The sequence below is a fragment of the Shewanella sp. ZOR0012 genome (assembly GCF_000798835.1).
Lineage (GTDB): Bacteria > Pseudomonadota > Gammaproteobacteria > Enterobacterales > Shewanellaceae > Shewanella > Shewanella xiamenensis.
Map to the genome: position 1 here is coordinate 4,379,096 of NZ_JTLE01000094.1, position 14,406 is coordinate 4,393,501.

14 protein-coding genes are annotated in these 14,406 nt (G+C 45.6%); all 14 read left to right on the forward strand.

Features of this window, described 5'->3' with window-relative positions; all coding sequences use genetic code 11:
* The first annotated feature begins 211 nt into the window (after window positions 1-211).
* The 14 genes from L976_RS20890 to L976_RS20955 all read left to right on the forward strand — a co-directional run bounded on the left by L976_RS20890 (window position 212) and on the right by L976_RS20955 (window position 14,311).
* Window positions 212-1,711: a bifunctional ADP-dependent NAD(P)H-hydrate dehydratase/NAD(P)H-hydrate epimerase gene (locus tag L976_RS20890; RefSeq protein ID WP_047539754.1), complete on the forward strand. Its 1,500-nt coding sequence runs from the start codon at window positions 212-214 to the stop codon at window positions 1,709-1,711.
* Window positions 1,712-1,791: 80 nt separating this feature from the next.
* Window positions 1,792-2,256, forward strand: a complete 465-nt coding sequence (gene tsaE / locus L976_RS20895) for a tRNA (adenosine(37)-N6)-threonylcarbamoyltransferase complex ATPase subunit type 1 TsaE (protein ID WP_037414194.1) — start codon at window positions 1,792-1,794, stop codon at window positions 2,254-2,256.
* Between the two features lie 8 nt (window positions 2,257-2,264).
* Entirely contained in the window at window positions 2,265-3,656 is a 1,392-nt protein-coding gene (locus L976_RS20900; RefSeq protein WP_047539756.1) for an N-acetylmuramoyl-L-alanine amidase, read from the forward strand.
* 14 nt (window positions 3,657-3,670) lie between these two features.
* On the forward strand, window positions 3,671-5,581 hold the full coding sequence (gene mutL, locus L976_RS20905) for a DNA mismatch repair endonuclease MutL (RefSeq protein WP_047539758.1): 1,911 nt from the start codon (window positions 3,671-3,673) through the stop codon (window positions 5,579-5,581).
* On the forward strand, window positions 5,574-6,500 hold the full coding sequence (gene miaA / locus L976_RS20910; protein WP_047539760.1) for a tRNA (adenosine(37)-N6)-dimethylallyltransferase MiaA: 927 nt from the start codon (window positions 5,574-5,576) through the stop codon (window positions 6,498-6,500). Before mutL ends, miaA begins: the two co-directional genes overlap by 8 nt.
* 92 nt (window positions 6,501-6,592) lie before the next feature.
* Window positions 6,593-6,865, forward strand: coding sequence for an RNA chaperone Hfq (gene hfq / locus L976_RS20915; RefSeq protein WP_011070934.1), 273 nt, complete (start codon window positions 6,593-6,595; stop codon window positions 6,863-6,865).
* A gap of 23 nt (window positions 6,866-6,888) precedes the next feature.
* On the forward strand, window positions 6,889-8,196 hold the full coding sequence (hflX, locus tag L976_RS20920) for a ribosome rescue GTPase HflX (RefSeq protein WP_047539763.1): 1,308 nt from the start codon (window positions 6,889-6,891) through the stop codon (window positions 8,194-8,196).
* A 36-nt stretch (window positions 8,197-8,232) separates the two neighbouring features.
* A complete protein-coding gene (gene hflK, locus L976_RS20925) occupies window positions 8,233-9,378 on the forward strand; it encodes an FtsH protease activity modulator HflK (protein WP_037414184.1) in 1,146 nt (381 codons plus the stop codon).
* 3 nt (window positions 9,379-9,381) lie between these two features.
* On the forward strand, window positions 9,382-10,275 hold the full coding sequence (gene hflC / locus L976_RS20930; protein WP_037414182.1) for a protease modulator HflC: 894 nt from the start codon (window positions 9,382-9,384) through the stop codon (window positions 10,273-10,275).
* Window positions 10,276-10,645: 370 nt separating this feature from the next.
* Complete coding sequence (petA, locus tag L976_RS20935; RefSeq protein WP_037414180.1) at window positions 10,646-11,236, forward strand: ubiquinol-cytochrome c reductase iron-sulfur subunit; 591 nt, start codon at window positions 10,646-10,648, stop codon at window positions 11,234-11,236.
* Window positions 11,236-12,450, forward strand: coding sequence for a cytochrome b (locus tag L976_RS20940; protein WP_011715793.1), 1,215 nt, complete (start codon window positions 11,236-11,238; stop codon window positions 12,448-12,450). The genes petA and L976_RS20940 overlap by 1 nt, the downstream gene beginning before the upstream one ends.
* Window positions 12,450-13,148, forward strand: a complete 699-nt coding sequence (locus L976_RS20945; RefSeq protein ID WP_037426994.1) for a cytochrome c1 — start codon at window positions 12,450-12,452, stop codon at window positions 13,146-13,148. Before L976_RS20940 ends, L976_RS20945 begins: the two co-directional genes overlap by 1 nt.
* Before the next feature lie 96 nt (window positions 13,149-13,244).
* Window positions 13,245-13,874 carry a stringent starvation protein SspA gene (gene sspA, locus L976_RS20950; protein WP_037414175.1) on the forward strand — a complete coding sequence of 210 codons (630 nt, stop codon included), beginning with the start codon at window positions 13,245-13,247 and terminating at the stop codon, window positions 13,872-13,874.
* The gene (locus L976_RS20955; RefSeq protein WP_037414173.1) at window positions 13,874-14,311 is read left to right on the forward strand and encodes a ClpXP protease specificity-enhancing factor; all 438 of its coding nucleotides are present in this window, start codon (window positions 13,874-13,876) and stop codon (window positions 14,309-14,311) included. Before sspA ends, L976_RS20955 begins: the two co-directional genes overlap by 1 nt.
* Window positions 14,312-14,406 lie beyond the last annotated feature (95 nt).

The following is a 14,406-nucleotide window of genomic DNA, read 5'->3' on the forward strand; positions in this document are numbered from 1 at the left end:
TGCTGGCTTTGTTGTTTTTGGATGATAAGTGTTATCCATATTCACTGCTTTTTGCATGGCATCTGATTTACGTCATAACTTTTCTCGAAGCTTTTTGCTACTTTCTTGATCTCATTAGTTGATTTGACCATTAACTGTTTAGTGTTCATCCATAGCGATGGTCGATTAGATGAGTCACCCTTTTGTTATTTTGTCGCGCAGGAGATCCTCTATGGCACAAGATTTATCGAGTTTACCCACAGCGCTTTATACGCAAGAGCAGGTGCGAGCGGCTGAACTGCTCGCAGTTTCAGAAGGGGAAGCTACGTTGTATCAATTAGTTGAACGTGCTGGATGCGCAGCGTTTAACTATTTAACAGAGCAGATAGTGCGCCAGCCTAAGCTTGGGGCTATGCCATTATTGGTACTCGCAGGTAATGGTAATAACGGTGCCGATGCCCTCGTTTGTGCTCGACTAGCTCTAGAAGCAGGACATAAGGTTCACGTTTTTTTACTAAAGACCAAGGGTACGCCAGAATTTGAACAAGCGCTTTCTGCTTACCTTAATCAAGGTGGGATAGTCGATTCTCCTAATATTGATGCGATCTTACAGGCGCCAATCCTTATCGACGGATTGCTGGGGACTGGCGTTCAGGGCGCGGTGCGAGAACAGGTTGCAGCGCTTATCCATGCCATTAATCAGAGTAATGCTTGGGTGCTTAGTTTGGATCTCCCCTCGGGGATCTTGGCCGATACCGGTGTTGTCGCTCAAGTCGCAGTGATGGCGGATGCGACTTTATGCTTTGGCGGTTTAAAACAAGGCCTACTCACCAGTAAGGCAAGACATCACTGCGGTCATCTTGCTTTTGCCGATTTGGGATTAACTCCTTTTTTTAATGGTGAAAGCGCGACTCGAGTGGGTGGTGAAATCCTAAAAAGCTATTTTGCCGCCAGAGCAAGGGATAGCCACAAAGGTCAATCGGGTAAAGTTACCCTGATTGGTGGTGACTTTGGCATGGCTGGGGCGATTCGGCTTGCCAGTGAAGCTTGTTTGCGTGCGGGGGCTGGATTAGTCACAGTGATCAGTCGGCCTGAGCACCAACTTACGGTAAATGTATCTCGACCTGAGTTAATGTTTTGGGGTTGTGAGCTAGTCGATATGGAGGTGTATCTGCGCCTTGGTTGGGCACAGGTGGTTGTGCTTGGCCCGGGGTTAGGTAAACACGATTGGGGTTATAACTTGTTTAAAGCCGCGGGGTTAAGCGATAAACCCTGTGTTCTCGATGCCGATGCATTGAATTTACTCAGTCAAGAACCGCGCAGGCAAACTAACTGGGTACTCACGCCCCATCCGGGAGAGGCCGCACGACTGTTGGGATGCAGTGTCGCTGATATTGAGCATGATCGATTCGCAGCCGTGCGTGCTTTGCAGCAAAAATACGGTGGAGTTGTGCTGCTTAAAGGGGCTGGAACCATCATTTTTGATGGAAAACAGATGGTCGTGGCGCCAGTTGGTAATCCAGGTCTTGCGAGTGGTGGGTGCGGTGATGTGTTATCTGGTATTATAGGCGCCCTTATGGCTCAAGGTATGGATAATATGCAGGCGACAGTTGTTGGCGTTGTCGTTCATGGTTGCGCGGCGGATCTTGCTGCGGTTCAAGGTGAACGTGGCATGTTAGCCAGCGATTTGATGCCTTTTATTCGCCAATTAGTAAATAGTGATTTACTCTAGGCGCTGTAAAATTTAAGCGCGTGTGGACTGCCGCGCTTAAATTGCCTCCATAATCGATAACGGCAGTGATATAAGCGGACATGACAGAGACAGAGTTAACCTTTCAATTACATAATGAAGACGAGACTATTGCGGTTGGGCAAAAATTGGCTCGCCATATTCAAGCGCCTTTGACTCTGTATTTAACGGGGGATTTGGGGGCGGGTAAAACCACTCTGAGCCGCGGTTTGATTCAAGGATTAGGACATAAAGGTGCAGTCAAAAGCCCAACTTACACTTTAGTTGAACCTTATGAGCTCGACGGTGTCGAAGTTTATCATTTTGATTTGTATCGTTTAAACGATCCCGAAGAGTTAGAGTTTATGGGGATCCGTGATTACTTTACCCAGAGCAGCCTCTGTATCGTAGAATGGCCTGACAAAGGTGAAGGGTTGTTACCCGATGCTGATATCCACCTACATTTAAAATATTTTAACCAAGGACGTGAAATCCATATTCGAGCCTTAACCGAATCAGGTAAAACGCTATTAGCCGCGATAAAATAAAAACAAAGATGACTAAAAATAAGTATTACTTTCAAAGAATTATTCTTTTTTTATGCGCGTTTTTTGCTGTTGCAGCCCACGCGGCCAACCAGCTCGAAGGTGTGCGTATTTGGGCAGCACCCGAGTCGACACGAATTGTGTTCGATTTGAGTGAGGTGCCCAATTACAGTTATTTTTCCCTCGATGGTCCTCATCGTTTAGTGGTCGATCTAAAAAAGGCATCAACTAAACTGAGCCTGAAAAATATCGATAACAACAGTAAGTTAGTCAAAGGCATACGAGTCAGCAAATCTCCGACGAAAGGCGATTTACGTCTGGTTATTGATTTAGTTAAACCCTTAAATACGAACTTATTTTCGTTACCCGTGACGGCCCCTTATGGTAATCGGCTTGTGGTTGACCTAGAGGATAAAACTGTGACGGCTTCGCCGTCAGTCACGAGTTCAACTTCAGTTAAAAAATCCGTTAATCAAAGTGTGCCATCTTCCCGCGATATTGTTATCGCGATTGATGCTGGGCATGGTGGTGATGATCCCGGCTCGATTGGACCATCCGGTCTCTATGAGAAAAAAGTCGTGTTCGAAATTGCAAAACGGTTATCGAGCAAAATTAACGACACACCTGGAATGCGTGCAGTGATGATCCGCACTGGTGATTACTTTGTGAATTTGAATAAACGCTCTGAACTTGCTCGTAACAGTAAAGCAGATTTGCTGATCTCTATTCATGCGGATGCTTTTACATCACCCAATCCACGAGGTGCATCTGTGTGGGTATTGTCGATGCGCCGTGCAAACAGTGAAATTGGTCGTTGGTTAGAACAAAAAGAGAAACACTCAGAGTTGCTGGGTGGTGCTGGGGAAATTATTCAAAATACTGATAATGAACAGTATCTTGCTATGACCTTACTCGACATGTCTATGAACAGCTCTATGGCCATTGGTCACTCGGTTGCTGGGGATATTTTAAAAGATTTAGGTGCAGTGACGGAGCTGCATAAGAATCGTCCTGAATCAGCCAGTTTTGCAGTGTTAAAGTCTCCTGATATTCCGTCAATCTTGGTGGAAACGGGCTTTATCTCGAATCCGAAAGAAGAACGTTTGCTGAGCAGCAACCGTCATCAAGAGAGTATTGCCACTGCGATTTACAAGGGCGTTAATCGTTATTTCCAAAACAACCCACCGGCTGATACCTTATTGGCCAAGCGCAATCATGGAAGTTCAACGGCGCCATCAAGTACAAAATCTGCGGGAAATATTAAGCATAAGGTGAGTCGGGGAGAGTCGCTTTCTGCTATTGCCCAGCGCTATAAAGTCCCGATGGCTAGCATTATACGTGCTAATGGCATGAAGACTGATGTGGTACAGCTTGGGCAGACACTCGTGATTCCTGAGAGCTAAATAGGATGAAGTCTATGGGGATCCAGATCCTTCCGCCGCAATTGGCGAACCAAATCGCCGCTGGCGAAGTTGTCGAAAGACCGGCCTCAGTGGTGAAAGAACTCGTTGAGAACAGCTTAGATGCTGGCGCAACCCGTATCGATATCGAAATCGATAAGGGCGGCAGTAAGCTGATTAAGATCCGTGACAATGGTTCGGGGATCCCAAAGGATGAATTAGCCTTGGCGTTGTCGCGCCATGCCACCTCGAAACTGCATTCCCTCGACGATCTTGAAGCTATCCTCAGCTTTGGCTTTCGCGGTGAGGCTTTAGCAAGTATCAGCTCCGTCTCCCGTTTAACCTTAACGTCGCGCACTGCTGAGCAAACCGAAGCGTGGCAAGCTTACGCTGAAGGCGTCGATATGGCTGTTAAAGTCATGCCTGCGGCGCATCCGGTGGGTTCAACCATTGAAGTCGTTGATCTATTTTTTAATACTCCGGCGCGTCGACGCTTTTTAAAAAGTGACAAAACCGAATTTACCCATATTGATGAATGGTTAAAGCGAATTGCTTTGGTGCGGGGGGATATCCATTTTACCCTGACACACAATGGTAAAACCGTGCGCAATTATCGCCCGGCGATGAATGAGTCACAATATTTACAACGACTGACCCAGGTTGCGGGCCGGCCGTTTGCCGATCAAGCACTTAGAATCGAATGTCAACACGATGATTTACGTTTAAGTGGTTATCTGCAATCGCCTTGGTCAACCGTGCAGACCGATACTCATTACTTTTATGTGAATGGCCGTCTAGTGCGCGATCGTTTAGTTAATCATGCGGTACGTCAAGCATTTGCACAAAAGGCCGAAGTAGAACAACCCGGCTATGTGCTGATGCTGGATATTGATCCTCATCAGGTGGATGTGAACGTGCATCCAGCAAAACATGAAGTGCGGTTCCATCAAAGCCGTTATGTGCATGATTATATTTTGCAGGCACTGCAATCGGCGTTAGAAGAAGCCGGAGAGCTTAGTTTTGAACGTCCTTTCGAGCTGGGTTCGCCCCAAGTGGAGGATGATGTTTCAGAACCCAAGTCTGAACATACTGCCTTCGAGCTGCAATCTCCGAAAGCTAACTTAGCTTGGACTAATACTCCTCAACCTGAAAATTATCGAGGGAGTCAAGTCGATACGCCTGTTGGTGAGTCTCGTGCTCGAGATATTGCCACCGTACGGGCGGGGACTATGGTGCAGAGCAATGCCTATGGAAGCATGGAGGTACCTAGGGAGTCACGCAGTAGTTCGGCTGGAGAAAGCCGTGCAAGAGCTGAGCTGCCTTCTAAGACAGCGATTGCCAGTTATGGTGCATTACTGCAGACCCCATCTTACAACGTACAGGACAAGGCTTATCAAGCTGTTTTACCTATGCCATCGATACTAGATGGACAATTTTGGGTATTTAGTGATGGGCCAAAATTAAGTTTATTACGTATTGAGTCTGCAGCATTAGCAGTCCGTAGCCATGAGATTGAAATAAAACTGGCTACAGGGTTGATTGGGCAGCCTTTATTGATGCCAGTATCGGTCGCCGCTGATCCTGATTGGGCAGCGTTACTCGAAGAGCATGCAACACTTATCCGTCAACTTGGTTTAGAGCTAACAATTCGTTACCAGCAGTTGATTATTAAAAAAGTGCCCCCATATCTGAGGGACTGTCAGTTAGCGAAGGTCATTCCTGAGTGGTTACAATCGCTACGTTTTGAAGCGCCAGCACCCAATGCATTAGCGTTATGGCTGGCAGAGCAAAGCCTAACTGGATTTATCTCGGCACCCGATATTTGGGCCGCTTATTGTCAGTTAACGGAAGATAAAAGGCAGAAAATTGCCAGTAAAGCAGTATCCTTACCTTGGCAATCGTGGCTAGAAGAGCAAGCAATTGAATAAAGAATTACAGCCTAAAGTGGTTTTTTTGATGGGGCCAACGGCGTCAGGAAAAACGGCTTTAGCTCTCGAATTAGCCGAAAAGCATAATTGCGAAATTATCTCGGTTGATTCAGCATTAATCTATCGCGGCATGGATATCGGCAGTGCTAAGCCCTCTGCCGAGGAATTAGTGCGAGGTCCGCATCGTTTGATTGATATTCGCGATCCGAGTGAAAGTTATTCGGCTGCCGATTTTAGAGCCGATGCGCTGCGCGAGATTGAACAAATTATCAGCATGGGCAAGACCCCTTTATTAGTGGGCGGAACCATGATGTATTTTAAGGCTCTATTAGAGGGATTATCGCCGCTACCCAGTGCTGATGAGGCTATTCGCGCCGATATTCAAGCTGAGGCGGATATAAACGGATGGGAAGCGCTGCACGAGCAATTGAGGGAGATAGATCCCGTCTCTGCAGAAAGAATTCATCCTAATGATCCACAAAGGCTTTCAAGAGCGTTAGAAGTCTATAGAATAAGCGGTAAGAGTTTGACTGAGTTAACAATGACCAAGTCGACTCCTTTACCCTATGATGTGGTGCAATTTGCCATTGCACCGCGAGAGCGTAAAGTGTTGCATGCGTTAATCGGGCAGCGTTTTCGCATAATGTTAGAGCAAGGCTTTATTGATGAAGTCGTCCAGCTTAAAGCGAGAGGTGACTTGCATTTAGATTTACCCTCAATGCGTTGCGTGGGATATCGACAATGTTGGCAATATCTCGATGGTGAATTTGACTATGATACTATGGTCGAAAAAGCCGTTGCCGCTACTAGGCAATTAGCTAAGCGTCAATTAACATGGTTGCGTAGTTGGCCAGAGTTGAATTGGCTGGAAAGTGGTGCTGAGGGGAATTTAGTTACACTTATGCGTCAATGCCGCTAGCTTATTAGCCCTTGCTGTATAATACTAAAACTAAACAAAAAACTTCACTGATATCGATTTATTTTTATATAAATTAAAAAGGAAATAATAAAATGGCTAAGGGGCAATCTTTACAAGACCCATTTTTGAACGCACTACGCCGCGAGCGCGTTCCTGTATCTATTTACTTGGTAAACGGCATTAAACTCCAAGGACAGGTAGAGTCGTTTGATCAGTTTGTCATTCTGTTGAAAAACACAGTGAGCCAAATGGTTTACAAACACGCTATTTCTACTGTGGTTCCTGCTCGTCCATTTAACGTTGCTGGCCATCAAAATGCCCAGGGCGGTTATGGCGCGCAAGACGATATGCCAAGTGGCGAATAAAGTTTAGTTAAGGAGTTTGCTTCTTGTTTGATCGTTATGAGGCGGGAGAAACAGCGGTTCTTGTCCATATCGACTTTTCCGATGAGGAACGCCGAGAAGACTTAGTGGAGTTACAGCTATTAGTCGAATCAGCTGGAGCACGCTCAGTCGGGGTCATTACTGGAAGTCGACGCTCACCAGACCGTAAGTTTTTTATTGGTTCTGGTAAAGCCGAGGAGTTAGCCGCCTTAGTGGCAGCCACCGAGGCTAATGTGGTTATTTTCAATCACGCCTTGAGTCCAGCTCAGGAGCGAAATCTTGAACAGGTATGTCAGTGCCGAGTATTGGACAGGACATCACTGATCTTAGATATTTTCGCCCAAAGAGCTCGGACTCATGAAGGTAAGCTGCAAGTGGAGCTAGCGCAATTGCGCCACATGTCGACTCGCCTAGTGCGTGGTTGGACTCACCTTGAGCGCCAAAAGGGCGGTATTGGTTTACGTGGCCCAGGGGAAACCCAGCTCGAAACAGATAGGCGCTTGCTTCGGGGGCGCATTAAAAATATCAACAAACGCTTAGAGCGTGTTGATAAACAACGTGAGCAGAGTCGCCGCGCCCGTAAGCGTAGTGACATGCCAACCGTCTCATTAGTGGGTTATACCAACGCGGGCAAGTCGACGCTGTTTAATGCCTTAACCTCATCTGATGTTTATGCAGCTGACCAGCTATTTGCGACTCTTGACCCTACATTGAGAAAGTTAGATCTACCCGACGGTGCCGTAATTTTAGCGGACACTGTAGGTTTTATTCGTCATTTGCCACATGATCTCGTTGCTGCATTTAAAGCAACATTACAAGAGACGCGTCAAGCAGATTTGTTACTGCATATTGTTGATTGTGCAGATGAAAATATGGCGGATAATTTTGAGCAAGTGCAATCAGTGCTTAAAGATATCGATGCTGATAAAGTGATGCAATTGATTGTTTGCAATAAAATTGACTTGCTTGAAGATGTTACGCCGCGTATCGAATATGATGAACGCGGTAAGCCTGTACGAGTCTGGGTTTCGGCACAAAAGCGTTTGGGGTTTGATCTGCTCTTGAAGGCGATCACTGAGTTAATTGGTGAAGTTATTCATGAGTTTACACTTAAGATTCCGGCAACTGCTGGACATTATCTTGGCCAGTTTTATCGACTGGATGCGATACAGCAGAAAGAGTACGACGATCTGGGGAACTGTATTTTGTCTGTTCGTTTATCGGATGCCGATTGGCGCCGATTAGCTAAACAGAGTCAGGGTGAGTTAGAAACCTTTATCTACGATGCGTCGATAGAAAAGGCTGTTTGTTAATAATCTAATTTATTTCATCCACTTATGGAGTGCTAAATGGCTTGGAACGAGCCCGGTAACAAGGGTAATGATCCTTGGGGAAATAAAGGTGGTAACGACAAAGGACCACCGGACCTTGATGAGGTTTTTCGTAATCTTTCAAAACGCTTTGGCGGCAAAGGTAATGGCTCTTCTGGCCAAAACTTTAGTTCCTTTAGCTTAATCATCATTCTTGCCATCGCTTTTGTTGTTTGGGGACTTTCGGGTTTGTACACCATTAAAGAAGCTGAACGTGGCGTAGCGTTGCGTTTTGGTCAACATAATGGTGAGGTGGGACCGGGTCTTCACTGGAAACCAACGTTTATCGATGAAATTTATCCTGTTGACGTGCAATCAGTTCGCTCTGTGCCATCATCTGGCAGCATGCTAACTTCTGATGAAAACGTCGTGAAGGTTGAGCTAGACGTGCAATATCGTATTTCTGATGCGTATGCCTATCTTTTTAGTGCGGTAGATGCCAATGCCAGTTTACGTGAAGCCACTGACAGTGCGCTGCGCTATGTCATTGGTCACAACAAGATGGACGATATTCTGACCACAGGCCGTGATGCTATTCGTCGCGATACTTGGAAAGAATTAGAACGCATTCTTGAGCCGTACAAGTTGGGCTTGGCTATTGTTGACGTTAACTTCTTGCCAGCGCGTCCGCCTGAAGAAGTGAAAGATGCATTCGACGATGCCATTTCAGCGCAAGAAGACGAACAACGCTTTATTCGTGAGGCTGAAGCCTATGCCCGTGAGATTGAACCGAAAGCACGTGGTGAGGTCGAGCGCATGGCGCAACAAGCTAATGCTTATAAAGAACGTGAAATTTTAGAGGCGCGCGGTAAAGTGGCTCGTTTCGAGTTGCTCTTACCTGAATACCAAGCTGCACCTGAAGTGACCCGTAAGCGTTTGTATCTCGATGCAATGCAACAGGTGATGACTGACACTAACAAAGTCATTATCGATGCTAAAAACAACGGCAATTTAATGTATCTGCCACTAGACAAGTTAATGAAAGAGAAGCCTGCGACTATGCCAGACGTTGAGCCTAAACCTCAACAGAATGTCAATTCTTCATCTATTTCAACGACACGCATTGGTGAGCCTTTGAGTGAACGCCCATCTCGCGAGGAACGTGCTCGCCAGGGGAGGGAGTAATTCATGGGTAGATTAAGTATTGTTCTGATCGCCGTTATATTAGGCATTGGTTTGTCATCTGTGATGGTGGTTAACGAAGGCGAACGTGCGATTGTGGCGCGCTTTGGCGAAATCGTTAAAGATAAAGTTGATGGCAAACAAGTAACACGTGTTTTCGGCCCAGGTTTACACTTTAAAGTGCCTGTTATCGATAAAGTGAAGTTGCTTGATGCGCGTATCCAAACCTTAGATGGTGCTGCAGATCGTTTCGTCACCTCTGAGAAAAAAGACTTAATGGTCGACTCCTATGTGAAGTGGCGTATTTTTGATTTCGAAAAATACTACCTCTCTACTAATGGGGGGATTAAATCGAATGCTGAGACCTTGCTGCAACGTAAGATCAACAATGATTTACGTACCGAGTTTGGTCGTCGTACGATCAAAGAGATCGTTTCTGGGCAGCGTGATGAGTTACAAAATAACGCGTTAGCGAATGCTGCTGAGAGTGCTAAAGATTTAGGTATTGAAGTTGTTGACGTGCGTGTTAAGCAGATCAACCTACCCGCAAACGTGAGTAACAGTATTTACCAACGTATGCGCGCTGAGCGTCAAGCGGTGGCTAAAGAGCACCGTGCTCAAGGTAAAGAGCAATCTGAAATTATTCGCGCTACGATTGATGCCAATGTTACAGTTAAAATTGCGGAAGCAGAGCGTAAAGCCTTAACCATTCGTGGTGAAGGTGATGCATTAGCTGCAAAAATTTATTCGGATGCTTATAACAAAGATCCTGAATTTTTTAGCTTTTTGCGTAGTTTAGATGCTTATCGTGCGAGCTTCTCCGGAAGTTCAGACGTTATGGTGTTAGAGCCAGATAGCGAATTCTTCAAATACATGAAGAGTAGTGCTACTAAGAAATAAGCGATGCTAAATCGTTCAGAATGGGCCCCAATCACTGGGGCCCATTTTTTTATCCTAAATGAAAACAGTAAGTGACAAAGTGAGCGCTAAAATTACATTAGCAATGCATTGTTTATGCCTATCACACAGTCAATATGCTCAAAAAACAGTTCAAAACGATTAAAATTGCTTAACAGCTGTACTTTTTTTGCCCTTTTTTTAAAAAACTCGCAATCTCCCTAACTTACTTGCGTGTTTTCACTATGATCTGCTTCTAATTTTTAGCTATAATGAGCCCCGCTTCAAACTTCGATTTTTGCCCATGGTGATAACTAAGAGGCAAAAAGTCTTTGAAATATAAAAATTCCAACACCCTCTGGGAGATAAGTGGATGAGCAATGCGCCAGTCGATACCGGACGTCGCAGATTCCTGACAGCCGCAACCGCCGTAGTAGGTGGTGCTGGTGCCGTCGCTGTAGCGGTTCCTTTCATCAAGTCATGGAATCCGAGTGCCAAAGCGAAAGCTGCAGGTGCACCGGTCGAAGTAAATATCAGTAAAGTAGAGCCAGGTCAGCTGATCCGTGTTGAATGGCGAGGAAAACCTGTATGGGTTGTTCGTCGCACTGAAGCTGTGATCAATGAACTGCCAACACACGACGATAAGTTAAGAGATCCAGCGTCTGCTGAAATGCAGCAGCCTGAATATGCAACAAATCCTCTGCGCTCAATCAAGCCAGAGTATTTTATTGCTGTCGGTATTTGTACCCACCTAGGATGTTCACCCACTTATTTGCCAGATTCATTTGCTGAGCAAGTTCAAGGTGTGACTTCTGGTTTCTTCTGCCCATGTCATGGTTCTAAGTTCGATATGGCGGGCCGCGTGTTCCAAGGCGTTCCAGCTCCATTGAACCTAGTTATCCCTCCACATCAATATGTTGATGATGGCACTGTTATCATCGGTGTAGATAAAGGAGTGGCGTAATGGTTAAGAATTTAATTAATTGGATTGATGCTCGGATCCCAATGACGGCGACGTATAATCGCCATGTGGGTCAGTATGCTACGCCAACTAACTTTAACTTTTGGTACTTTTTTGGTTCGCTAGCGATGTTGGTATTGGTTAACCAATTACTGACGGGTATCTGGTTAACGATGAACTATGTACCCACAGCAGAAGGTGCTTTCGCCTCTGTTGAATACATCATGCGTGACGTAGAGTACGGCTGGTTATTGCGTTATATGCACTCAACGGGTGCGTCTGCGTTCTTTGTGGTGATCTACTTACATATGTTCCGTGGTCTGATTTACGGTTCATATCAAAAGCCTAGAGAACTGCTGTGGCTATTCGGTATGTTGATTTTCCTCGTGCTGATGGCTGAAGCCTTTATGGGTTACTTGTTGCCATGGGGACAAATGTCTTACTGGGGTGCGCAGGTAATTATTTCTCTGTTCGGTGCTATCCCTGTTATCGGTGATGACTTAACTCTATGGATCCGTGGTGACTACGTGATCTCTGGCGCCACACTGAACCGTTTCTTTGCTCTGCACGTTATCGCACTGCCATTAGTGTTAGTGGTTTTAGTGTTCTTACACTTAATCGCTCTGCACGAAGTGGGTTCAAACAACCCAGACGGTATCGAAATCAAGAAGAACAAAGACGAGAATGGCTGGCCAGTTGATGGTATTCCATTCCACCCATACTACACAGTTAAAGACATTATGGGTGTTGCGGGCTTCCTGATCGTGTTCTGTTACGTGCTGTTCTTCATCCCAGAAGGCGGCGGTTACTTCCTTGAAAAGCCAAACTTTGAAGCGGCTAACCCAATGAAGACACCTGAGCATATTGCGCCTGTATGGTACTTCACTCCGTTCTACGCCATCTTACGTGCTGTTCCCGATAAATTGGGTGGTGTGGTAATGATGGGTCTGTCGATTGCAGTACTGTTCGTATTGCCTTGGTTAGACCGTTGTAAAGTGAAGTCAATTCGCTACCGTAGCACGCTGCACAAGTTGAATATCGCTCAGTTCGCTGTATCGTTCATCGTCTTAGGTTACTTAGGCGCTGTACCTGCAACACCAGAGCTGACTATTGTTGCACGTATCTTCACTGTGACGTATTTCGGCTACTTCTTATTACTGTGGTTATACAGCAAAAATGAGAAAACTAAGCCTGTTCCAGCGAGGTTGACACACTAATGAAAAAATTACTGATTGCATTAGTTACATTGATCCCGACGCTGGCGATGGCCGCGAGTGGACACAATGTACATTTAGAAAAAGCCAATGTTGATCTGCATGATAAGGCTTCTTTAGAGCGTGGTCTGGACATGTTCCAACACTATTGCTCTGGTTGTCACAGCACTCAGTATCAACGCTATGAGCGTGTGGCGAATGATCTCGGTATTTCTGCCGATGATATGCGTAGCAAGTACATGTTTACCGATGCCAAAATCGGTGAGCTGATGCAAAACGCAATTCCACATAAAGATGCGGCTAAGTGGTTCGGTGCAACACCACCAGACTTAACCTTAGTCGCACGGGTTCGTGGCGAAGATTGGGTGTATTCATACCTCAAAGGCTTCTACAAAGATCCAAGCCGCCCATTTGGCGTAAACAACACTGTATTCCCTTCTGTGGGTATGCCACATGTTCTTGAAGAACTGCAAGGCACGCCTGTTAAGCAAGAAGATGGTACAATTGTGGTTTCTGGTGGTAAGTTAAATGCTGAAGAGTATGACCAAGCGGTACGTGATATCACTGGTTTCTTAGTTTATTCAGCTGAACCTGTTAAGTTAGAGCGTCAAGCTTTAGGTTGGTGGGTGCTCGGATTCCTGTTTATATTCTTTATTGTGGCCTACCTCTTGAAGAAAGAGTATTGGAAAGATGTACACTAGGCACCAATAACGGGTAAAATATAGTATCCGCATAGTGTAAACGGGGGGCTTTGCCCCTCGTTTACTTTTGTTTTATTTCGACTCTGGAGGGTATCAATGGCTGTTGCTGCCAACAAACGCTCTGTCATGACACTGTTTTCAGGTGCTGATGATCTTTATAGCCATCAAGTCCGTATCGTGTTAGCTGAGAAAGGGGTTACTGTTGATGTTTTACAGGTCGACCCTAATGAAATGCCAGAGGATTTACTCGAAGTAAATCCTTATAACTCAGTACCTACTTTATTAGACCGTGAGCTCGTACTCTATGAGTCACGTATCATTATGGAATACTTGGATGAGCGTTTCCCTCATCCACCTTTGATGCCTGTTTACCCTGTATCTCGTGGTCAAAGCCGCTTGATGATGCATCGTATCGATACTGATTGGTACTCACTCGTCGCACGTATTCGTAAAGGTGACCGCGCAGAGGCTGCTCGTAAAGAGCTGACTGAAAGTTTACTGTCAATCGCGCCAGTATTTGCTGAAATGCCTTACTTTATGAGTGAAGAATTTGGTTTAGCGGATTGTTACCTCGGCCCATTATTATGGCGTTTGCCTGTATTGGGTATTGAGTTAGACAGCCGCGTAGCAAAAGACATCAAAGCTTACATGACACGTATTTTTGAGCGTGAATCTTTTAAAGCTTCGTTGACTGAAGCTGAACGCGAAATGCGCATGGGTATGTAATGAAAGCGTTGACTCCAAATCGTCCTTATTTACTCAGGGCTTACTACGATTGGTTGATGGATAACCAATTAACACCTCACGTTGTGGTTGATGCCTTTGTCAAAGGCACTCAAGTACCGCAGCAATATGTGAAGGATGGCCAGATTGTATTAAATATCGCGGCTGGTGCAGTGGGCAATTTGCAAATTGGTAATGAATTTGTGGAGTTCAATGCGCGTTTTGGTGGTGTACCTCAGCAGGTATTATTGCCAATGGCTTCGATTGTGGCCATTTACGCTCGTGAAAATGGCGCTGGGACTGTCTTCGATATTGAAGATGCGTACTTAGTCGAAGAGGAAGCCGAATCGGCCTTGTCTATCATTGAGACAAAAGACAAGCCTACCGAACCAACGGATGAACCGCCTAAGCGTCGTAGCCATTTAACCTTAGTCAAATAAGTTACTTGTGCTCTGATCTATACTATGGAAAGCCAGTCAATTGACTGGCTTTTTGTTTTTTTAATGCTTAATCCCAAGCTGGTGCTGTGGTAGCA